The 23,624-nt window shown below is 34.9% G+C and carries 16 protein-coding genes and 1 pseudogene; 8 read left to right on the forward strand and 9 right to left on the reverse strand.

Going from position 1 to position 23,624, the window contains the following annotated elements:
- Positions 1–321 precede the first annotated feature (321 nt).
- Together PKK00_11190 and PKK00_11195 are read right to left on the reverse strand one after the other, a co-directional pair.
- Positions 322–1,017 (reverse strand): phosphoadenylyl-sulfate reductase, encoded by a 696-nt coding sequence (locus PKK00_11190; GenBank protein HNW98963.1) that lies wholly within the window; start codon positions 1,015–1,017, stop codon positions 322–324.
- Positions 1,017–1,853 carry an MBL fold metallo-hydrolase gene (locus tag PKK00_11195; GenBank protein HNW98964.1) on the reverse strand — a complete coding sequence of 279 codons (837 nt, stop codon included), beginning with the start codon at positions 1,851–1,853 and terminating at the stop codon, positions 1,017–1,019. Before PKK00_11195 ends, PKK00_11190 begins: the two co-directional genes overlap by 1 nt.
- A gap of 381 nt (positions 1,854–2,234) precedes the next feature.
- Between PKK00_11195 and PKK00_11200 the strand changes: the two genes are divergently transcribed.
- The 4 genes from PKK00_11200 (at position 2,235) to PKK00_11215 (ending at position 7,691) form a co-directional block, all read left to right on the forward strand.
- On the forward strand, positions 2,235–2,387 hold the full coding sequence (locus PKK00_11200) for a hypothetical protein (GenBank protein HNW98965.1): 153 nt from the start codon (positions 2,235–2,237) through the stop codon (positions 2,385–2,387).
- A 285-nt stretch (positions 2,388–2,672) separates the two neighbouring features.
- Positions 2,673–5,006, forward strand: coding sequence for a PKD domain-containing protein (locus PKK00_11205; GenBank protein HNW98966.1), 2,334 nt, complete (start codon positions 2,673–2,675; stop codon positions 5,004–5,006).
- Between the two features lie 163 nt (positions 5,007–5,169).
- Positions 5,170–6,531 carry a Mur ligase family protein gene (locus tag PKK00_11210; GenBank protein ID HNW98967.1) on the forward strand — a complete coding sequence of 454 codons (1,362 nt, stop codon included), beginning with the start codon at positions 5,170–5,172 and terminating at the stop codon, positions 6,529–6,531.
- A gap of 32 nt (positions 6,532–6,563) precedes the next feature.
- Complete coding sequence (locus PKK00_11215) at positions 6,564–7,691, forward strand: DUF1573 domain-containing protein (protein ID HNW98968.1); 1,128 nt, start codon at positions 6,564–6,566, stop codon at positions 7,689–7,691.
- 82 nt (positions 7,692–7,773) lie between these two features.
- Here PKK00_11215 and metF read toward each other — a convergent pair whose 3' ends face one another.
- Positions 7,774–8,727: a methylenetetrahydrofolate reductase [NAD(P)H] gene (gene metF / locus PKK00_11220; GenBank protein ID HNW98969.1), complete on the reverse strand. Its 954-nt coding sequence runs from the start codon at positions 8,725–8,727 to the stop codon at positions 7,774–7,776.
- Positions 8,728–8,801: 74 nt separating this feature from the next.
- On the opposite strand from metF, the gene metH reads away from it, so the two are divergent.
- The 3 genes and pseudogenes from metH to PKK00_11235 all read left to right on the forward strand — a co-directional run bounded on the left by metH (position 8,802) and on the right by PKK00_11235 (position 15,231).
- On the forward strand, positions 8,802–12,509 hold the full coding sequence (gene metH / locus PKK00_11225) for a methionine synthase (protein HNW98970.1): 3,708 nt from the start codon (positions 8,802–8,804) through the stop codon (positions 12,507–12,509).
- Between the two features lie 145 nt (positions 12,510–12,654).
- A pseudogene (locus PKK00_11230) lies at positions 12,655–14,616 on the forward strand (glycoside hydrolase family 97 protein).
- A 90-nt stretch (positions 14,617–14,706) separates the two neighbouring features.
- On the forward strand, positions 14,707–15,231 hold the full coding sequence (locus tag PKK00_11235) for a discoidin domain-containing protein (GenBank protein ID HNW98971.1): 525 nt from the start codon (positions 14,707–14,709) through the stop codon (positions 15,229–15,231).
- Positions 15,232–15,821: 590 nt separating this feature from the next.
- Here the strand turns inward: PKK00_11235 and PKK00_11240 are convergent.
- The 3 genes from PKK00_11240 to rho form a co-directional block, all read right to left on the reverse strand.
- The gene (locus PKK00_11240; GenBank protein ID HNW98972.1) at positions 15,822–16,253 is read right to left on the reverse strand and encodes a DUF3795 domain-containing protein; all 432 of its coding nucleotides are present in this window, start codon (positions 16,251–16,253) and stop codon (positions 15,822–15,824) included.
- A gap of 30 nt (positions 16,254–16,283) precedes the next feature.
- Positions 16,284–17,945 (reverse strand): putative transporter, encoded by a 1,662-nt coding sequence (locus tag PKK00_11245; protein HNW98973.1) that lies wholly within the window; start codon positions 17,943–17,945, stop codon positions 16,284–16,286.
- A 196-nt stretch (positions 17,946–18,141) separates the two neighbouring features.
- Entirely contained in the window at positions 18,142–19,797 is a 1,656-nt protein-coding gene (gene rho / locus PKK00_11250) for a transcription termination factor Rho (protein ID HNW98974.1), read from the reverse strand.
- A 234-nt stretch (positions 19,798–20,031) separates the two neighbouring features.
- On the opposite strand from rho, the gene PKK00_11255 reads away from it, so the two are divergent.
- A complete protein-coding gene (locus tag PKK00_11255) occupies positions 20,032–20,499 on the forward strand; it encodes a DUF4293 domain-containing protein (GenBank protein ID HNW98975.1) in 468 nt (155 codons plus the stop codon).
- Between the two features lie 599 nt (positions 20,500–21,098).
- On the opposite strand, the gene PKK00_11260 is transcribed toward PKK00_11255, so the two are convergent.
- From PKK00_11260 to PKK00_11270, 3 genes are read right to left on the reverse strand one after another with little or no spacing between them, the layout of a single operon-like run.
- Positions 21,099–22,001, reverse strand: coding sequence for a prolyl oligopeptidase family serine peptidase (locus PKK00_11260; GenBank protein ID HNW98976.1), 903 nt, complete (start codon positions 21,999–22,001; stop codon positions 21,099–21,101).
- Positions 21,998–22,909 carry a tRNA (adenosine(37)-N6)-dimethylallyltransferase MiaA gene (miaA, locus tag PKK00_11265; GenBank protein HNW98977.1) on the reverse strand — a complete coding sequence of 304 codons (912 nt, stop codon included), beginning with the start codon at positions 22,907–22,909 and terminating at the stop codon, positions 21,998–22,000. Before miaA ends, PKK00_11260 begins: the two co-directional genes overlap by 4 nt.
- Positions 22,896–23,492 carry a hypothetical protein gene (locus PKK00_11270; protein HNW98978.1) on the reverse strand — a complete coding sequence of 199 codons (597 nt, stop codon included), beginning with the start codon at positions 23,490–23,492 and terminating at the stop codon, positions 22,896–22,898. Before PKK00_11270 ends, miaA begins: the two co-directional genes overlap by 14 nt.
- Between the last annotated feature and the right edge of the window lie 132 nt (positions 23,493–23,624).

Consider the following 23,624-nt stretch of genomic DNA (forward strand, 5'->3'; position numbering starts at 1 on the left):
AAAACCTAAACTCTTTTGAAAAATATGTCTAACTTATAGGGGGTTAAGACAAAAGTAACAAAAGAAAATTCAAGACGTTCATGTATTTTCTGTAAAAGCTACGATTTGTTTTTCTCCCCGAAAACAAACTCCTCGTTCAGTTAAAAAACCTGAACTCGTCAAACAGCGTTTTCTTAGCTTATAGCTTTCGCACAAAATCAAATCTTGTTTTACTACGAAAATCCCTGAAGGTCGAAATTTAACTTGTAAATTTAATATTCTGTATGTTATTCGTTCTGCGATTAGGAACATAATAATTTGTCATTTTTGTATTTATGTAAATTATTTTTTGTGTAATCCACATTCTTTATTTTCCGGTTCTTCCCACCACCAGCGGCCGGAACGAATATCATCTCCTTTGTTTATTGCACGTGTGCAAGGTTGGCAACCGATGCTTGGGAAATTTTTATCATGCAGAGTATTGTAAGGAACATTATTCTTTTTGATGTAATCCCAAACCTGTTGCTCCGTCCATTCATAAAGAGGATTTATTTTTATTAAATTATTTTCTTTATCCCATTCCACAAGTGGTGTAGCGAATCGGGTAATTGATTGTTCGCGGCGAAGCCCGCAAATCCAGGCATCCATGCCGGTTAATGCTCTTTTTAATGATTGTGTTTTTCTAATTTTGCAACAAAGTTTTCTGTTTTCAACACTTTCGTAAAAAAGATTAATGCCTTTTTTATTTACCATTTTTTCCACTTCTGTAAAATCAGGAAAAAATATTTTTATGTTTATGTTGTAATGTTTGTTAGTCTTTTCGAGTAATTCATAAGTCTCGGGAAATATTCTTCCTGTATCAAGTGTAAAAATATTTGCGTTAGGATTTATTTTTACAATCATATCGGTAATCACCTGGTCTTCCAACCCAAGACTGCTGGCAAATACAATTTTATTTTTGTATTCGTTAAAAAAATATTTCAGAACTTCCTGGGTTTCTGCTTTAGCAAACTTTTTATTTAATTCTTCGGTGTTCATTAAATATCGGTCAGCTTAAAAATATCTTTTACACGTATTCCTTTTTCAGTTTTATGTACGTTGCAGCATTCATGATGCGAATCGTGTTCGAAAAATAATATATAATTTTCATTTGCTGCAATTTCAAGAAAATCGGTTTTCTCTTTAAGGCTAAGTAAAGGTTGCACATCGTAGCTTGGTATATAAGCAATAGGGATGTTGGGAACCGCAGAAATGAAATCGGCCATAAAAATAATTTTTCTTCCTTTATAATCGATCACCGGAATCACTTGTCCCTGGGTGTGTCCATTTGTTATCAAAATGGAAATTCCATCAGCGAAGGAACCTTCTTTCATTATAAATTGCAATTTTCCTGATTCATAAAGCGACATATAATTTTCGGGATGATAGGATGCTTTTTCGCGGGGGTTAGGATTTATAGCCCAATCCCATTGTGCTTTTGAGCAATAATATGTTGCATTAGGGAAAAGCGCTTTAGTATTTTTATTTTCGGGATTAAAAACTACAGCGCCACCAACATGGTCGAAATGAAGATGTGTAAAAATTACATCAGTAATATCGTTGGGAGAAAAACCTTTTTCCGATAATGCTTTTTCCAACGTGTTGCCACGAATAAAAAAATAGGAAAGATATTTTTCACTTTGTTTATTTCCAATACCTGTATCGATTAGAATTTTACGGTTGCCGGTTTCAATAAGCAGCAAACGATTGCAAACATCGACATTATTATTTTCATCGGGAGGGTAAAGTTTCGACCAAACCGATTTGGGTACTACGCCAAAACATGCGCCACCATCGAGTTTAAAATCTTCAGTGTAAATTACATGTAAGTCCATTAAACGAAATATAATAATATTAAAATTAATAAAAGCAAATTTACTATTTATTAAGGAATTAGTAAATGATGTTACGCAAAATAATACCTGTTGTATAGATGTAACAGGTATAACCATTGTAAAATTTAAATATCCTTTGGACTATTTATACCGATACGTAACAGGTCGCCGCGGCGACTGCAAAAATAATTTTTCAACAAGCGTTACTATCGGCATAACTCGTTCTAATAATTTTTTCAAAATGGATAAGAACGAGTATAAATTAACAGTTGGTATAACTATCAACGCCATTTATGGCGTTGAAAAAAAGAACAAGAAAACGGGCTTTAGCCCAAACATATAAAATAAAATTTCATTCATAAAAGTTTATGTGCATTAAGTATGGTCAACAAAGAACAGGGAATCATTATTAACTGTGGATATATGGCTAATCAGGAAGAGCATCATAAAAATATTTCATTTCAACAGGAATATGATAAATTTTTTAGACGGTATGGATTTGATATTGAAACATTAATTCTTAGTTTTGGCTAAAGCTCTTTTCTTTTCTTTTCATTGTATTTTGAGCACGACTGTAGGTACAACCCAATTAACTGAGCGTGCTTGAAAGCTATATAGTCATGAAAGTTTAGTACCTACGGTACAATGAGAAGTGAGTTGTACCTTTCTTTACCAAGCTGTTGTCCCTAACGGGACATAATAATAAAATAATGTTGTTTCGATACAAATAATGATTTTGCGTTACATCAGTTAGTAAATATTATTTGATAAGCATTTTTTTTAAAAAATTAAGCAGCGATATAAAAAAGATGATGTCTTATGATTAGAAAACTAAATGTTCAACAATTAATAATTGATATTATGAAACGAAACTTCTTTACTCTGCTCTTTGCGATAATATCTATATCGGTATTTTCGCAGATACATGAAGTAACCATATCGGGATATGTTACTTATGCTACAAGCGGTACAGCTGTTGTCAATCATGAAGTTTATATTTATACTGACAGCATGCAGTATCAACCACTTTTTGATTTTGATGATATGGTGTATACCAATGCATTTGGGTTTTATTGCGATACCATTTCGGTAGAAAATCAAGGTACGATCTACACCCAGGGTGAATTTATGGTTGGACTTTATGATTGTAACAACACATTTGTTATGACAACAGTAAGTTTTAATCAGAATAATATTTACATGCAGGCAGATTTTTCTATCTGCAGCACGATCCCTTCTGTGGGCTGTAATGCGAATTTTTATACCTATCCCGATTCGGCAGGTGGCGTTTATAATTCCACGGTTCATTTTATTGATGCTTCTTCAGAAAATACTACAAACTGGTATTGGGATTTTGGCGATGGAACATATTCTGAGTTACAAAACCCGACACATACTTTTACAAATGGAATACATGATGTATGTTTATTTATTATTAAAGCCGATTCGCTCAATAATGTTTTATGCAGTGATACATTTTGCTCACAGGTAATTACAGGTAATATGATTGAATTCAATAATGCAGATACTTTATATTCAAGTATTCCATTTTGCGGACCACGGAATATCAATTTCTATTTTTCAGGTAGAGCCAGAGATTATGCTGATGGGGATTCAGTAGATGTTAAAATAGATTTTGGTGATGCTACAGATACTGTTTTTAAATTACCACTTAATTCATATCCCAATGATTTGAACAGTTATTTCTCACTTTTTAATTTTTCTCATCAATATTTAACAACAGGAACTTTTATTGCCGAATTTATTGCAATTGCTCCCGATGGAATATCGGATACTGCTTTCAGTACTGAATTCACTATCTATGACAATTGCAGCACCATTTCGGGAATCGTTTTTAATGACTCAGATCATGATTGTGTATTTGATAATGGTGAAGAGATAATTCCTGGAATTTCTGTGTATTTATATAAATCCGGGACTTTCCTTGGATGGTGTAATTCTGATAATAATGGAAAATATATTTTTAATGCTCCTGCAGAAGGTATATACCAGGTGAAAATTTCAAATGTAAACAGTTATCAGTTAAATTGCCCTGTATCCGGAATGTATCAGGTTTCTTCACTCCCCTCTACCGGAAATGATTTTGCTTTATCTGTTGATTCAATAAGTTGCAATGCATTCTTTTATGCTTATCCTTCTGCAAATGATTTTTCATATTATTTTGTAAATACTTTTTCAGGAAATATAACAAACTGGTATTGGAGTTTTGGTGATGGTACTTCATCAACATTACAGAATCCTTATCATACTTATAATGCAAATGGAAATTATCATGTTTGTTTATACATTTCAGGAGATTCATGCCAGGATACTTATTGTACTACTATAACAATAGATCAGTCGCTTAATTGTGATATTTATGTTCTGGGAAATTCAATAACAAATGAATCAGCGCCGGGAGTTGCTGATGGAGCTATAAATATAGATGTGTACGGAGGAATACCACCATATTCATATGAATGGAGTAATGGCGCTACAACAAAAAATATTTCCGGTTTAACTTCAGGATATTATGATGTGGTAGTAACTGATAGTTCTTTTTGCCAGACATGGGCTACATTTGAAATACTCAATGTTTCTGATTCGTTGAACTGGTATGAAGCGGATTCAATTTTTTCAACTCCTGTCGATACTTGTTTTGATTTCCCAATATATAACGCATCGATTTATAACTATACTATTGTTAACGATTCAACTATATCTGTTACCTGGATTTTATATGACAACTCAAATACAAGTGCGGGTTTTGTTACAGTTGAATATACTATAAATGTGAACAGTTATTACCTGGCAAATCTGGTAATAGAATGCGATTCTTTTATTTATAGTTACTATGATTATATTCATGTTCTTGAAAATTCAATGGGAGTAATAACAACCGAAAATATTACCGGGAGTATAAATATATTTCCAAATCCTGTAGTTGATGAATTAAATATTAAATGTGAAAACGTAAAGGATGTTTCAGAAATTAATATTCTTAATTCGATGGGACAGGTAATTCAGAGTGACAATATGATTTCAGGTAAGCAGGATGTGATAAAAATTAATACCTCATCATTATCAAAAGGATTATACTTTGTTCAGCTTGTTTGTAAAGGGCAAATCTTAACCGGCCGATTTGTCAAATAAAAAACCTTTATTAATAATGATGAAGCAGCGGTTTGAAAAGATCGCTGCTTTTTTTATGAATTTTATTTTGATTCACAATCGACTGTTAATATGTTATTTTCGGGATGTAAATTATCAATGAACATTAGCTTTAAATTTGTTCCTAAACCAAGAATATATTAAAATGAAAAATGTTCATTTTATTGCAATAGGTGGCAGTGCTATGCATAACCTTGCAATTGCGTTGTGTAAAAAAGGTTATCATGTCAGTGGTTCTGATGATGAAATTTTTGAACCATCGAAAAGCCGTCTGGCAAAATATAATCTTTTACCTGCCAAAGAAGGCTGGGATGAAAATTTAATTCAACCTGAACTGGATGCTGTTATTCTTGGAATGCATGCAAGGGCAGATAACCCGGAACTTCTGAAAGCACAACAATTAGGAATAAAAGTTTTTTCATATCCCGAATATTTATACGAACAATCGAAAGACAAAATACGTGTTGTGATTGGCGGAAGCCATGGTAAAACCACTATTACAGCTATGGTGCTTCATGTTCTGAATTATCATAATGTGGAATGTGATTATATGGTTGGCGCGCAGCTTGAAGGTTTTGATGTGATGGTAAAACTTACGGAGTCGGCACCATATATCATTCTCGAAGGTGATGAATACCTAACTTCACCAATTGACCGCCGCCCGAAATTTCATTTGTACATGCCCGATATAGCCCTGATCAGTGGCATTGCATGGGATCATATTAATGTTTTTCCGACGTTTGAAAATTATGTTGAACAGTTCAGAATATTTGCTAACCTTATCAGTGATAATGGAGCATTGATTTATTGCGAAGAAGATGACGTATTAAAAAAAATGTGTGAAGGAATAGAAAAGAATATTGATAAGATTCCCTATACCTTTCCGGAATATAAAATTTGTAATGGGATTACTTATGTTTATTCAGAAACAGGAATTTTTCCATTACGGATTTTTGGCAAACACAATTTGTTAAACCTGAATGGGGCAAGGTATATTTGTAATAAACTTGGAATAAATGATGAAAAATATTTCGAAGCAATAAGTTCTTTTGCCGGTGCATCGAAAAGATTAGAGCTGGTAAAGAAAAATGATTACACAAATATTTACAAGGATTTTGCTCATTCGCCTTCAAAATTAATAGCTACAACACAAGCGGTAAAAGAACAGTTCCCTGAACGACATTTGGTGGCTTGCATTGAACTGCACACCTTCAGCAGTCTTACTGCAGAATTTTTAAATGAATATAAAGGAACAATGAAATATGCGGATACTGCCTGTGTATATTTCAATCCTCATACTATTGAACATAAAAAATTGCCTCCTATCACAAAAGAGCAGGTTCAAAAGGCATTCGACAGAAAAGATATTCTGGTATATACTGACAGTAATGTATTGGTAAATGATTTATTGAAATTGAATTGGGAAAAAAGAAATCTTCTCCTGATGAGCTCTGGTAATTTTGACGGTATCAACTTTCCCGACTTAGCCGATAAGATTATAAGTTAATCAACTATATTTGCATTTTCAAAATCTGATTTATGAGAACTAAAATTTTTATTATTGCATTATTGTTATTCCCTGCATTAGTTATTTCACAGAATAAAGCAGTCATTAAATTCGATACTACCTCGCATGACTTCGGAAAAATTAAAGAAGAAGGAGGAAATGTTATTTATACCTTTTTCTTTTCAAATACAGGAACCGACCCATTAAAACTTACCAATGTAAAACCCGGTTGTGGCTGCACCACTGCTGATTGGTCGAAAGACCCGGTATTGCCCGGACAAAAAGGATATATCAAAACTGTTTATAATCCCATGAACCGTCCCGGGCAGTTTCATAAAGCAATAACAGTTACATCAAATGCTACTGTTCCAACCCAGGTTTTAATTATTACCGGCGAAGTGTTGGCAAGAGCCAAAACATATAAGGATACGTTTACTGTTGCTTCAGGGAATTTGCGAATGATGTCGAATCATATTGCTTTTATGGAATTAAAAAACTATGAAACAAAAACGGATACTGTTGAAATATTGAACGACTGGAATAAACCAATGACATTTGAAGTTACCACAAAGCTGGCTTTTGCTAAATGTATTGTAAAACCTGAAAAGTTGGAGCCTAAAGAAAAAGGATTGATCATTCTTACATATGATGCTTCTAAAAGGCAGGATTGGGGCTTGATATATGATTATGTAACCATTGCTACAAATGATAGCATAGATGCCAATAAAACAATAACTGTAAGTGCAAATATTCTTGAAGATTTTTCGAAATTAACTCCTGAACAAAAAAAGACATCACCCAAAATTGTTTTTGAAAATGAAATATATGATTTTGGTACAATTAAAGAAGGAGATACGGCAAAGTACACTTTTAATTTTAAAAATAATGGTAAAGGAAATCTTATCATCAGGAAAATAAAAGCAAGCTGTGGTTGTGTTACAACACAGATAATCAATAAAAGTGTAAAGAAAAAGAAATCTAATGTTGCTGTAGCCGGTGATAAATTTCTTTTCAAGAAAGGGAAAAGCGGAAGTATAGAAATTGTGTTTAATTCAACAGGAAGAAAAGGTGATCCTACAAAAACGATAACTGTTATAACCAATGATCCCGAAACACCGGTGATAAATTTAAGCATAAAAGGAAAAGTGGAAGGGAAGTAATATCAATTGTTAATTTAAAATATTTCGATAAACAGCAGTGGCGGCGCGTGAAACGCGCCGCCACTGCTGTTATAAAGATTTCTTAAAATAATACCTTTGCTATTTCAACAATAGGTTTTGGATTACTCATAGTGAAAAAATGCAGACAGGGCGCCCCGTTTTTCAACAATTCCTTGCCCTGCTGAATAGCCCATTCAATTCCTACTTTAGCAGCATCCGCATCGTTCTTGCATTTTTCAATAGCGTTGTATAAATCTTCAGGAATATCAACATGAAATGTGCTTGGTATTTTTGAGACTTGATTTTTTGTAGTTATCGGTTTAATACCGGGAATAATAGGAACATTAATTCCTTTGCTGCGACACTGGTTTACAAAATCGAAATATTTTCTGTTGTCGAAAAACATTTGAGTAACGATGTATTCAGCGCCGGCATCAACCTTGTTTTTTAGAAAATTTAAGTCCGCAGATAAATTTGGAGCTTCGAAATGTTTCTCAGGATAACCGGCAACACCCATACAGAAATCAGTTTTAAAACCATCTTTCAGATCTTCTTCAAGGTAAATGCCATTGTTTATATTTACAATTTGTCTTAATAATTCAACAGAATGTTTATTCCCGTTAGGCTCCGGGGTAAAATCCCTTTCCGTTTTAGGCGGGTCGCCACGAAGAACCAGGATATTTTTAACTCCAAGATAATGCAGGTCAATCAGTGCATCTTCCGTTTCGTGCCTGCTGAAACCTCCGCAAATAAGGTGTGCCACAGCATCAACTTTATAACGGAACATGATGGATGCGCAAATACCAACAGTACCGGGTCTTTTACGAATCAATACTTTTTCAAGGTAACCGTTAGGTCTTTCCTTATAAGTATATTCGCTGCTATGGTAAGTAACATTAATAAAAGGCGGCTTGAAATCCATTAGCGGGTCAAGTATGCCATATAATGATTCAATGCTTTTCCCTTTTAAAGGAGGCAGTATCTCAAATGTAATATAAGGTTTATTACTGCACCTGATGTATTCCGAAACTTTCATAACTTTAAATATTCGGCAAAAATAATGAAAGAAATGACAGATTCATTTTAAAGTATGTTTAATTTTTGAGAAATTTGCAAAAATATTATGCACCCTCTTATAGAGGTGACGCAAATAAAAAAAAGAAAATGAAAATAGAAGAAATCATAAAAAATAAAATCCTTGTTCTTGATGGTGCTATGGGTACCATGATTCAACGTTATAAATTAAGTGAAGAAGAATACCGAGGACAAAGATTTTTATCTCATAGTCATAACCTGAAAGGTTGTAATGATTTACTGAGCATTACACAACCTCAGGTCATTCGCCAGATTCATGATGAATATTTTGCTGCAGGTGCCGATATTATTGAAACCAATACTTTCACAGCACAATCAGTTTCATTGGCAGATTATGGACTTGAAAAATATTCTTATGAAATAAATCTCGAATCGGCAAAGATTGCAAGAAGTGTTGCAGATGATTATAATAAAAAGGAAACTGCGAAATATCGTTATGTTGCAGGTTCTATAGGTCCGATGAATAAAACGGCATCCATTTCACCTGATGTAAATAATCCTGCTTACCGCGCTATTACTTTTGATGAAATAGTTGATTCTTATTCTGAACAGGTTGAAGGTTTACTTGATGGTAATGTCGATATACTTCTTGTTGAAACCATTTTCGATACGTTGAATGCAAAGGCTGCATTGTTTGCAATTAGCAATATTTTTGAAAAAAGGAAAATGTCAGTTCCTGTGATGGTTTCTGTAACCATAACGGATGCAAGCGGTCGCACACTTTCAGGACAAACACTTGAAGCATTTTTAATTTCGGTTTCGCATTTCCCTATTTTTTCTATTGGCTTGAATTGCGCATTTGGTGCGGCTCAGATGAAACCATACATCGAAGCAATTTCTGAAAAAGCTCCTTACTATATTAGTCTGTATCCTAATGCCGGATTGCCAAATCAGTTTGGCGGATACGATGAGTCTGCTGCCGAAATGGTTGCCATTGTTGAGAAGTACATGGGTAATGGTTTCGTAAATATTGTTGGTGGATGTTGCGGAACAACACCTGAGCATATTAAACTTCTTAGCGAAAAAGCAAAATTATATAAACCGCATATCCCTGTCGTTGCTGATAAAATAACAAAGTTATCAGGTTTAGAACCAGTTGAATTTTTTGAAGGATGCAATTTTGTGAATATTGGCGAACGTACTAATGTTGCGGGTTCACGTAAGTTTGCAAATCTTATTAAAGATAAAAAGTTTGAAGAAGCCATTTCGGTTGCACGTCAGCAAATAGAAGGCGGGGCGCAGATAATCGATATTTGCATGGATGATGCTATGCTCGATGCTGAAAAATCCATGGTGACGTTTTTAAATCTGATAGCGTCAGAGCCAGATATTGCTAAGGTTCCGGTGATGATTGATTCTTCGAAGTGGAATGTAATTGAAGCTGCTTTAAAATGTGTTCAGGGAAAATCAATAGTGAATTCCATCAGTTTGAAAGAAGGTGAAGAAGTTTTCAAACAACGTGCTTTGCACATTCACCAGATGGGAGCTGCTATGATTGTTATGGCTTTTGATGAAAAAGGTCAGGCTGAGACATACGAAAGAAAAATTCAGATTTGTGAACGTGCATATAAAATTTTGACCAACGAAGTTGGTGTGCCGCCACAGGATATTATTTTCGACCCGAATATCCTGTCAATAGGCACAGGCATTGAAGAGCATGATAATTATGCTGTGAATTATATCAATGCAGTGAAATGGATTAAAGAGAATTTACCATATTGTAAAGTTAGTGGTGGCGTTAGTAATCTTTCATTTTCATTCCGTGGAAACGACAGGGTACGCGAAGCAATGCATGCAGTTTTCTTATATCACGCTGTAAAAGCCGGGATGGATATGGGAATTGTAAACCCATCACAGCTCGAAGTTTATGATAACATTTCTGAAGATTTTTTGAAATTGACTGAAGACATTGTTTTGAATCGCATGAAAGACGCCACTGAGCGCTTGATTACATTTGCTGAAAATCTAAAATCAGTTTCGCAGAAAGAACAGAAAGTGTTGGAGTGGCGCAATAAATCACTTGATGAACGCATTCAATATTCAATTATAAAAGGCATTACAGAATTTGTAAATGATGATATCAATGAAGCATTACAAAAATACCCGGCTGCATTAAATATCGTGGAAGGACCGTTAATGAGCGGGATGAATCATGTTGGTGAATTATTTGGTTCTGGAAAAATGTTTCTTCCGCAAGTAGTGAAAAGCGCCAGGGTGATGAAACAGGCGGTAAGCATTCTGCTTCCTTATTTTGATAATGATAAAAAAAATGGGAAATCAAAAGCAGGAAAAATAGTTTTGGCAACAGTAAAAGGCGATGTGCACGATATTGGAAAAAATATTGCTGGTGTGGTTTTGGCTTGTAATAATTTTGAAGTGGTCGATTTAGGTGTGATGGTTCCTGCCGAAAAAATTCTTGAAGCTGCTAAAAATGAAAATGCCGACCTTGTTGGATTGAGTGGATTAATTACCCCATCGCTTGAAGAAATGGTGCACATCGCGCGTGAATTTGAAAAAGAAGGTTTAAATATTCCTTTGATAATTGGAGGCGCAACAACTTCTAAAGTGCATACTGCGCTTAGGATTGCAACAGAATATAGCCAGCCTGTGATTCATGTAAATGATGCATCGTATGGCGCAAGAGTAGCAGTAAACCTGATGTCGAAAAATTTACGTTCCGGTTTTGTTCAGCAGTTGCATGATGAATATGAACAGATAAAAACAGATTATTCAAATAAAGAAAAAGAAACATTAGTATCGCTGGAAGCAGCTCGCAGCAATAAGTTTAAAGCATTATTCAATAATGAAACGGTGAAAGCACCTGCTAAAAAAGGAATAACGGTTTTCGAAAATTTTGAACTGGAAAAACTTGTTCCTTATATTGATTGGACATTTTTCTTCCATCAGTGGAAGCTCAATGGAAAATATCCTGCAATATTAAATGATGCTGTTAAAGGCAAGGAAGCAAAACAATTATTTGATGATGCACAACACATGTTGAATGATATTGTAAAAAATAAATTGTTTGTTGCAAATGCAGCAGTGGCAATATATCCGGCTGCAAGCAGGGGAGATGATGTGATTGTTTTTTCGGATGAAAAACATCAAGATGAAATTGCAAAATTTTCTTTTTTACGTAACCAGCAGAAAAAAAATAATGAACCCAATTGTTGTCTTGCCGATTTTATTGCTCCCGCAGGTAGTGGCGTGAACGACCATTTAGGCATGTTCGCAGTTACCGCTGGTATTGGTGCTGATAATAAATACGAAGAGTTTATGAATAGCGGCGATGATTATTCTGCTTTTATGCTTCGTATTCTTGCCGACCGTTTTGCAGAAGCTTTTGCTGAATACCTGCATGAAGAAGTAAGAAAGAAAATTTGGGCATACAGCAAAAATGAAAAAAATAATATTGACGATCTTTTGCATGAGAAATATACCGGAATAAGACCGGCGCCGGGCTATCCCGCTTGTCCTGACCACAGCAGCAAGTTTGAAATTTTTAAATTGCTCGATGCCGAAAAAAATACAGGCATCACTTTAACCGAATCGGCAATGATGGTTCCTGCTGCATCTATTTGTGGCTGGTACTTTGCGCATCCGCAGGCAAAATATTTTAATGTTGGAAAAATTGATAAAACTCAACTCACCGATTTTGCAAAACGAAAAGGAATAACACTTAAAGAAGCCGAGAAATGGCTGGCTTCTGGGATTGCATATTAATGTTTGTTTCTTGAGAAATAAATATCCAAAATTACAGACACTGTTTGAAAAATTTGGAAAAAGCCAGACACTGTATGGCAAATCGGGAACGCGACAAAACAATGAAAACAAAAAGTAACTAAGCTATAAAAGAATCATAACCCATATGCCTTTTAAACGCATTTTTATTTTTATAATTTTTATCTCTACAGCTTATTGCGGTTTTGCTCAACAGGAATATATTCTTACATCGCCCAATAATATTAATTCAATAAAATTTTTTATACAAAACGGAAAACCCTGTTATACCGTTCAATTCCAAAAAGCATTGCTGCTCGATACTTCTGCATTGGGACTTCAGCTTAAAGAAACCGATCTGTCAACCAATATGGTAGTGGAAAAAATTGCGCAACGCAGTTTTAATGAAACATGGAAACCGGTTTGGGGAATTTCGGAAACCATAAAAAATAATTATAACGAACTTACCGTTTCGTTGTACAACAAGGAAACTAAAATTCCTTTGAAAATTATTTTCCGTGCCTTCGACGATGGAATTGCTTTTCGTTATGAGTTGCCTGCAAATAATAAATTCACGGATTTTATCGTAACCGAAGAATTGAGTTCATTCAATTTTGCTGATGATTTGGAATCGTGGAGTATTCCCGCTGATGTTTTTGCATACGAAGGTTTATATGTCAAAGCTCCTGTTTCCAAGCTTACGCATGTGAATACACCTATTACTTTTGAAGGAATCAACGGGAATTATTTTGCTATTCACGAAGCCGCTTTGTATGATTATTCGGAGATGACCTTGATGCGCGATAAAAAAAATATTAAACAACTGAATGCTTTTTTATGGACTGATTCCAATGCTTGTAAAGTTGCGGCATCGCTGCCTTTTGTTACACCATGGAGATATTTGCAAACCGCTGCTTCGCTTGAACAGCTGGTTACATCAGGCATTGAGCAAAACCTGAATGAGCCTTGCCGGATAGATGATGTAAGCTGGATAAAACCTATGAAGTTTGTTGGTATTTGGTGGTCTATGCATACAAAAGAAAAAACATGGTATGCCGGAGCTTCTCACGGCGCTAATACTATAGACACAAAAAAATATATTGACTTCGCCGCGAAACATAATATGGGTGGCGTACTTGCCGAAGGCTGGAATGAAGGCTGGGAAACATGGCAGTATGGAAAAATGAGTGTTCAGAATTATGTAAAACCGTATCCCGATTTTGATCTGGATGAAGTGGTAAAATATGGCAAATCAAAAAATGTGGAATTCATTTCACATTTCGAAACGGGCGGAAATATTCCAATGTTCGAGCAGCAAATCGATACTGCATTTGCTTTTCTTCATAAATTAAATATTGTTGCATTAAAAACAGGATATGCCGGAAGCATCATTCCTAAAGGGAATCAGCATCACGGTCAATATATGGTCAGACATTTTCAAAAAGTTGTGGAGCTGGCCGCAAAAAATCATGTGATGCTTGATGTGCATGAACCCATCAAGCCTACAGGCATTGACCGGACATACCCGAATCTGCTTTCGCAGTAAGGAGCACGCGGACACGAGTGGGATGCAACATTTAAAACCATTCCACCATATCATAGCACCATTCTCCCTTTTACACGCTTGTTAGCCGGACCGTATGATTACACGCCCGGAATATTTCACATGATAATAAATTCCGAAAAACATATTCGTGTAAATTCAACATTGGCAAACCAGTTGGCATTGTTCGTTACTATTTTCAGTCAGTTGCAAATGGCTGCTGATAAAATTGAGAATTACGAAAACAATGCTGCATTCAAATTCATTGAAGATGTTCCAACGGTATGGCACGAAACCCGCGTTCCTATGGCGAAATTGGGCGAGTATGTTGTTATGGCGCGCAGGTTCAACAACAACTGGTACCTGGGCGGACAAACCAATCAGTATGAACGTTTGTGTAAAATTCCTTTATCGTTTTTGTCAAATGGTATTTCATATGTTGCATCGGTTTATGCTGATGCAGCCGAAACCAATTGGTACACAAATCCTGAAAAAATATTTATAAAAAATTATTTGGTAACAAACACCGACACTATTTATGCTGCTATGGAAAAGTGCGGTGGCATTGCCATTTCGTTTGTTCCCGAAAAAGATGCAAAACAATTAACGGACACGATTCCTTTTATAGCTACTTTCAACAAACTGGCAAATGAAAAAATGAAAAACTTTTCTTTAACCAAAACCTTTGGTGTAGAAATAAAAAAACATCTGGCATATAATGCGAAAATAAAATATATACAACCATACAGCGAACAATACACGGGCGGTGGCGATTCATGTCTTGTTGATGGCGCGAATGGCGGCATGCTTTATAACTCGGGATACTGGCAGGGCTATAATGGCAACGATATGGAAGTAGTTATCGATATGAGAAAAGCTGTTGCAGTGAACAAAGTAAGTATTTCATTTTTGCAAATGTACAACGACTGGATATTTTTACCCATGCAGGTTGAAGTTTCTGTTTCTACAGATAATATCACGTTTAATAATTTTAAAACTTTTAATTTCACAGCAACACAATTAGATGATGAAGCTTGTATTGGTGAAAGCAAAATTGATTTGAATGCAACAGCAGTTCGTTATATAAAAATAAAAGCAAAGAACAGGGGACTGTGCCCCGATAACCATCCCGGTGCAGGCCAGAAAGCATGGCTGTTTTGCGATGAAGTGGTAGTTGAATAAATTAAAAAGATTGTTTACTTTTGATTGGTAATTTTAATAAAACCCAACTTGCTCATTTTTTATATTATACCGACAGAAAAGAGTTTTGCAAAAATATTTTTTGTTTTCTTTACGGTATAACTCGTTCTAAACAGTTTTGCCTTTGCAAACCTTATAAGAACGAGTATAAAATATTTTTTCTACGAATTCATTGATAGCATAAATTCCTTTATTAATTTGTATAAAAGTTCTTGCGCGTCTCCTGAAGCGTAAAATATAATTCTTAGGTCAATCCCAAATTCGAAGCATATTTGATTGCTTCAATAACATTAAGAAGGATATTAACAATCGGTATAATACCCAATATAAGTTATAAGATAGGTAACGAATCAGTGTGGATAAATATTAATTAACATTAATATAATATTATTTAAGAATTCTTATCTCGCAGATTTTCGCAGAAACAATTTTTACTATTTTTTACTTTCCGCGTTCGCCGCGGCGAAATCAGCGATTTTTATCAGCGTTCATCAGCGAGAAATATTTTTTAGCTCTGATTAGTTACTAAGATAGAATTTTAAACAGTAAAAAATTATTGTTATGATGAAAAATTATATTTGTGGTCCTTTTCCAATTGCCATCGTTCCTGCAAAATAACGGTTTTTTATTTCGGAAGATTTCTTAACGAAATTTTCTACACCTTCTTTTTTTATTGTACACAGGTTGTACATTTTCATATTATGAGGTAACTTATTTGCTCTGTCGGCAGAAGGATGGAGCGTTAAGCAAGGGAAATCATTACACTCATAGCAAAAATTCAATTTCTTTTTTGAGATACAATTAAAAGTCTCACATATTTTCTGGATTAGCGGGCACTTTCCATTTGTCGGTCTGCAACCCTTGCAGGGTATTATATCTTTTGAAATCCCCTTTGCAACAAGCTGGTCAAAGAGTTGCGTGTTATCTTTACAAGTGTATAATTCACAGATGCCACAGTCGATGCCGCATGGCGCAACTAAATTTAATCTTTCTGATGTTTCCATTTTCTTAAAGAATATTATTGAATAAATTTATCAGGCAAAAAACAAAATAAGCATTTGAGCAATAATCACACGCAGGAACATAGTTAACGGGTAAACCGTAGCATACGCAATAGCCGGCGCTTCGGATTGTGCAATGGAATTGGCAAATGCTAGGGCAGGAGGGTCGGTCATACTGCCTGAAATAAGTCCGCAAGTTTCAAGAAAATTTCTTTTCATGAAAACTCTTGTTATCAAACCAATAATAATAACAGGGATAAATGTAATCAGGGCGCCATATCCCATCCATGTAAATCCATCGCCCGAAACCAGTGTGGTAACGAAGTTTTCGCCGGCTTTAATTCCAACACTTGCCAGGAAAAGAACAATTCCAATTTCGCGAAGCATAATATTAGCGCTTGGTGTGGTGTATGCATTCAGTGAGAATTTGTAACCGTACCGGCTTAATAATATAGCTACAATTAACGGACCGCCTGCCATTCCTAGTTTTACCGGTGTAGGGATTCCATGAATAGCTATAGGAATACTTCCCAAGATTACTCCAAAAATAATTCCCGTGAATATTGGAAACAAGTTGGGTTCATTCAGTTGTTTTATTGAATTACCAAGAATTTGCGCTACATTTTCTATCGACGTTTCATCACCAACTATAGTAAGCTTATCGCCTATCTGTATTTTGAAATCAGGAGAAGCTATGAATTCAATACCTGTACGATAAACTCTGGTGATGTTGATACCAAAGCGGGGACGTAGTTTAAGTGATGCCAGTTCTTTTCCAATAATATGACGGTTTGTTACCAGCACTTGTTTTGAAATTAATTTGCTTCGAAGTAATGAAATATCTTTATCGCTTTTACTGCCGAAAAGTTTTGTCAGTTCAGGAATGCTGCCTTTATGAGCAATAAGAAGAATGACATCTCCTTTGTTCAGTATTGTTTCTGCATTCGCAATTTTGATTTCATTATTTTGCTGAATTCTTGAAATAACAGCATCGTTTATAAGGTAGTTGTCAAAATCTTTAATCTTTTTACCGAAGACATCAGGATTGTCAATGATTATGCTGGTTTTGTCAGGAATTGTTTCTTCAGGATGTTGTGCTTTTTCAAAATTTTTAAGCTCAAGGTTTATATCTGTTTTTGTTATACGTCTGATGATAATCATTGAAATTATGATCCCAATTACTCCAAAAGGATATGCCACGGCATAACCAAGACCAATGTCCTGAATTTCTCCGTTGCCGGAAATTTGTGATAATGCCTGCTGCGCTGCACCAAGCCCGGGAGTATTGGTTACAGCACCCGACATGATGCCTGTAAGCATTGGCATTGAAATACCTGATGTGAAATGCAGAATGATTGTAATTACTGTTCCGAGTAACACTACCGAAATAGCTAGTAAATTCAATGCTATCCCACCTTTTCTGAATGATGAAAAAAAACCGGGACCTACTTGTAATCCTATGAAAAATACAAATAAGACCAGTCCGAAATTTTTTATGAAATCGAGCACATCATAGTTGATCCTGAATCCTAAATGTCCGACAATGATTCCGGTAAATAAAACAAAAGTAACGCCCAGCGAAATTCCATGTATTTTAATTTTCCCAAGCAGAACACCTGAAGTAATCACCAGGCTGTATATAAGTATGGCTTGGGCTATAGATTCTTTCCAGAACAGATCATTGAACCAGTTCACGGTTTTGTATATTAAAAAGTTAAACTATACTGAATGAATTTTGGAATTTTTGCAAACTCATTCATTTGAAGAACAAATGCAAAATTAATATAAAATCTTGCGCGGAAAATTAATTTGTAAAATATAAAAGTGGTTTGGAATAAACAAAAAGCGCGCGCCTTTTCGGCGCGCGCTTTCTATAAAAATAATATTTTTTCTACGAATTCATTGAAAGAAGGAACTCTTCATTCGTTTGAGTGAATTTCATTCTTTCTTTAACAAATTCCATAGCTTCAAGTGGTGTCATATCGGCAAGATGGTTTCTTAAAATCCATACGCGTTGTAATGTTTCCTTGTCAAGCAGCAGGTCGTCGCGGCGCGTACTTGAAACAATGATATCGATAGAAGGGAAGATACGTTTGTTCGAAAGTTTGCGGTCGAGCTGTAACTCCATATTTCCTGTTCCTTTGAATTCTTCAAAGATAACTTCGTCCATCTTGGAACCGGTGTCTATCAAGGCTGTTGCAATGATTGTGAGTGAGCCGCCCTTTTCTATTTTACGAGCTGCACCAAAGAAACGTTTTGGTTTATGTAAAGCATTTGAGTCCACACCACCGGTAAGTACCTTGCCTGAAGCCGGTGCTACCGTGTTGTATGCACGTGCCAAACGTGTTATAGAGTCGAGTAAGATAACTACATCATGTCCGCATTCAACCATTCTTTTTGCTTTTTCCAAAACAATGTTTGCAATTTTTACATGCTTTTCGGCCGGTTCATCAAATGTTGAAGAAATAACTTCGGCGCGTACGCTGCGAGCCATATCGGTAACTTCTTCAGGACGCTCGTCAATGAGAAGTATCATCATGTAAACTTCAGGATGATTGTAAGCAATAGCGTTTGCTACTTCTTTAAGCAAAACAGTTTTACCGGTTTTAGGTTGAGCAACTATCAATGCACGCTGGCCTTTACCAATAGGGGTAAACAGGTCGATGATACGTGTTGAAATCGTTCCGCCGGGATGTCCGGTGATTTTAAATTTTTCAATAGGAAATAAAGGAGTAAGATAATCGAAAGGAACCCTGTCGCGTACCTGTGCAGGATCACGTCCGTTGATCAATTCTACTTTTATCAATGGGAAATATTTTTCGCCTTCTTTAGGTGGGCGTATGTTTCCTTTAACCGTATCACCGGTTTTCAATCCAAAAAGTTTTATCTGCGATTGTGAAACATAAATATCGTCAGGTGAATTCAAATAATCGTAATCCGATGAACGAAGAAAACCATAACCATCGGGCATGATTTCAAGAACTCCTTCACTATTAACCACGCCATCAAATTCAGAGATCAGGTCATTGGTATTCCTGCGTTCATAAAATTTAGTGCGGGGTTGAAATTCCTTTTTCTCGCTTTCTTCAGGTTTTTGAACTTCTTCTTTTGGTTCTGTTTGAATTTCGTTTTCCGGTGGTGTTACTTCTTTATTTTCGATAACCTCATTATTAACTACCGGTGTAATTTCAAATGTTTCGGGTACTTCTTCAACCACAGGTGAAATGTTTTCAACGCTTAATTGTATGGCTGTGGGGTCAACAATAAGTTCTTTATTTTCGGGAAAATCGATTTTTATTTTTTTATGAATAGGTTCTTTTACAATACCGTCTTCAGTATTTTTTCTCCGGTGCCGGAATATTTTGCGTTCTTTCGATTCTTTTTCAGCAACAATATCTGCGGGCGAAGGATTCAACGCCTGATGGTCAAGTATTTTGTAAATAAGTTCTTGTTTTTTTAATGCTTCGTACTTGGGAATGTTTAGTTGTTTTGCAATTTCTTTTAACTCCGTAGCGAGTTTGTTGTTTAATTCAATAATGTCGTACATGAATGAGATGTTTTGTTAATAATGATAATTTTAGAAATAATTATTATTAGAGTTAATAATAGTTGTGATTTAATTATTTTAAAGAAAAAATTGATTTATAAAAAAGGAAATGCCTTTGGGAATTGTATTGCAATATTACAACTTTTTTATAAAACAACAAAATTTTTTAGAATATAGAACATACATCATATTAAAATTAGTTGTTATTTTTGCCGTAATAAAAATTTTAGTTCTATGATACAAAGAATTCAGACACTTTGCTTACTTATCGCATTAGGTACAATCTCGGCATGTTTCTTTCTTCCTTTCTGGGAATACCAGGGCAGCGACTATTTGTATGAGGTAAATGTTTTTGCTGTAAAATTCATTAGCGGCAATCCTCAGATTTTGTATGTAAGTACAATACCTATTTTAATAATACTTGCTGTTTCAGGTCTTATTACTATTGCCGCAATATTTTATTTTAAAAACAGGCAAATGCAAATGAAAATAAATAATTTCAATATTTTCCTTACCATAATTTTTTCAGGAACTGTATTTTTGTGGATACCTTATATGATAAATCAACAAATCCCTACAGCTGTGGCATCTTGGAAGTATGGATTAATTTTACCGCTTATCACTTTGTTCTCACTTATTTTTGCAAATCAATTTATTAAGAAAGACGAAAAGCTTGTAAAATCAGCTGATAGATTGAGATAGATTTATTCTTTGTCATTAGTTGTAGGGTTGCGCAACTGGTTTGGTGGAAAGTGGAAAAAAACTATTACCTAAAAACAAATTTTTTGACCAGCTGCCTAACCTATAAACATAAGCCCATTGTTAATAGTTGTTGGGTTGTGCAACTGGTGTTAAGTTAAGTCTAATATGTTACAGAATGTCATGTTGAGTTTATCGAAATGTGAACATTCTGTAAGCGGTTTATCCTTCGATGAACTCAGGATGACCGCTATTTCAAAATTAACTTAACAATAGTGTGGTGGAAAGTGGAAAAAAACTATTACCTAAAAACAAATTTTTTGACCAGCTGCCTAACCTATAAACATAAGCCCATTGTTAATAGTTGTTGGGTTGTGCAACTGGTGTTAAGTTAAGTCTAATATGTTACAGAATGTCATGTTGAGTTTATCGAAATGTGAACATTCTGTAAGCGGTTTATCCTTCGATGAACTCAGGATGACCGCTATTTCAAAATTAACTTAACAATAGTGTGGTTGAAAGTTGAAAAAACTATTAACAAAAACAAATTACTTGACCAGCTGCACTACCTATAAACAAATGACTCTTTTTTTAAGATTGTATTATTTTATTCCGAAAAAGTTTATAATGTTATCCACCTCTGAATCCCAGTAATTATAGTCATGTGCTGCTTCCGGCATATTGAGTTTTATTTTTAATGCAGGATGATATTTTTTCAGCGAATCATAAAATTCAATGGTTTGTTCGGGTGGAACAACTTTATCTTTTTTGCCATGACCTAAATAAATAGGTGTTTTAAATTCATTAATTCGAAAAACGGGATTATCAATTTTTTGCCAACGTTCCTTGTATGTCCCGAATGCTCCGTAGAATGCAGTAACCAGTCTGTCGGTTGGTAATTTAACCTGGTCGTAATCACCTGAAAGTGCTGCTGCTCCTTTGAATAAATAGGGGAAATCAAGAAGCACTAATGCAACACCACGTGCACCTGTTGATAATCCTACAATATAGTTATTGTCATTTTCAATCAACAATCCAAAATCTTTTTTTAACAAAGGAATAAGAGTATCTGAAAGCCATGAACGTGTTGGGTAAATAAGCATATCGGCGCGGGTTTCGGGATAGTTTATATCCTGGTACAAACTTTTACCCATATCGGGAAGTACAACATAAAATCCTAGTTTGGTAACTTTATCACAAATGCTGGTCTTTGTGCACCAGTCATCGGCAGGCAGATTCCAGCCATGTAACATTAAGAAAACACCTTTCCTTTTTTCTGAAGGAACTTTAATAAAAACTTTTCTATTATTGATTGTTAACAGGGTATCGGTTTTCGGACTTTTATTTTTGATGCTGCTGTCGGTATTGATTTTACAGGTATCGTATGAAGATGCAGAATTTGCTTTGGTCTCGAAAATTGAAATAAAATAGGATAAAATAAAAATCAATAGTAATAGAATTATTAATGCTATGATTATAAAATAAAGAGTTTTGCCAGGTTTCATCTCTGATTATTTAAAATGTAATTCATGATTTTTTCTTTGTCGTTTGGGTGAAACCATTGCATAGCTTTATTTTTCCGGAACCATGTAAGTTGTCGCTTCGCATATTTACGTGTATTAATATTTATATTTTCAATGGCTTGCTCTAATGTGGTTTTCCCTTCAATATATTCGAATAACTCTGTATATCCAACAGTATTAAGGGCGTTCAGGTTGCGGAAAGGATATAGTTCAGTGGCTTCTTCAACTAGCCCTTGTTGAATCATTATATTGGTGCGCTTTTTAATTATTTCTATAAGTTCATTTTTTTCGCGATTCAGCCCGATAAATAAACAATTGAAATTTCTTTTTTTATTTTTACTTTTCCTGAGATCTGAATATTTTAACCCGGTAGTCATGCAAACTTCTACAGCACGTATAAGCCTTGCGGGATTATTCATATCAACCTGTTTGCAAAATTCAGGGTCGAGATTTTTAAGCATCACCTGTAATGAAGTTATTCCTTCCGCTTCAAATTTTGCTTTCAGGTATTCACGTGTATCGGTATCTGCATCGGGTAAGTCGTCGATTCCTTTAACAACGGCATCAATATATAAACCTGAACCGCCTGTCATTATAAGGCGATCATGATCTTTAAAAAGCGAATCAATCTTTTTTATTGCATCATTTTCATATTTTGAAACGTTGTAATAATCATAAATAGAAAGGTGCCCGATAAAATGATGTTTTACTTCTTTAAGTTCTGAATCGGAAGGAGGAGCTGTGCCTATTTTTAATTCTTTATAAAACTGGCGTGAATCGGCAGAGATAATTTCTGTACGGAAAAATTTAGCTACTTCAATACTAAGTTTTGTTTTACCAACAGCTGTTGGTCCTGTAATAATGATAATCTGTTTATCAGAATTTGTCATCATCAAAATTTGCACTGCCTTCGCTACCTTCAGCGTTGAATTCGTCGGAAAATTCAGAATCGGAAAATAATTCTGATTCTTCATTTTCTTCATCTTTTAATGGCGGAACATCATATAATAATTCTTCATCATCGTCATCCAACCCGGCTGAAACTTTTATAGATTGCGCTCCAGCCTTAGGTATCTCGCCTGATTTTTTAATACAGCGCGGGTAAGTAACTCCTTTTTCTGCAGGAATAATTTTGCTTAATTCAATATAAAATTCATATAAGTTTAGAAAGTCATACACATAAATCAAACGCTGGTGAGGGTCGTCAATAAACTTGTTCAATTTGCATGATTTCATTATCAGCGGAGCTGTTTCCTTTTCTTCTTCTTCGCTCATATCAATAAGAGCGATTTCTTTTTTGCGATTCCACTTATTGTCGCAAATATAAAATGATGCTAATTCTTGTCCGCTAAGCCCGGCAGCCTGGATAATGGCTTTGTGGAAACTTTCAAAAGTATCACCTGAGCTGATTTCAATGTCGAGAAAAAAATCATCCAGATCTTCAAGCAGTATTTTAAATCTGTACACGTGCATAACCGTTCATTTTTCAGTTTAACAACATGAGGTAAAATTAGTATTTTTTTTATAATATAAAGATAAAGGATTTCAATAAAAATATCAACAGTTTATTAAAAAAAATCATAGAAACATTGTAAGATTATATCG

It is taken from the genome of Bacteroidales bacterium (assembly GCA_035353855.1).
In the GTDB taxonomy this organism is placed as follows: domain Bacteria; phylum Bacteroidota; class Bacteroidia; order Bacteroidales; family CG2-30-32-10; genus DAOQAK01.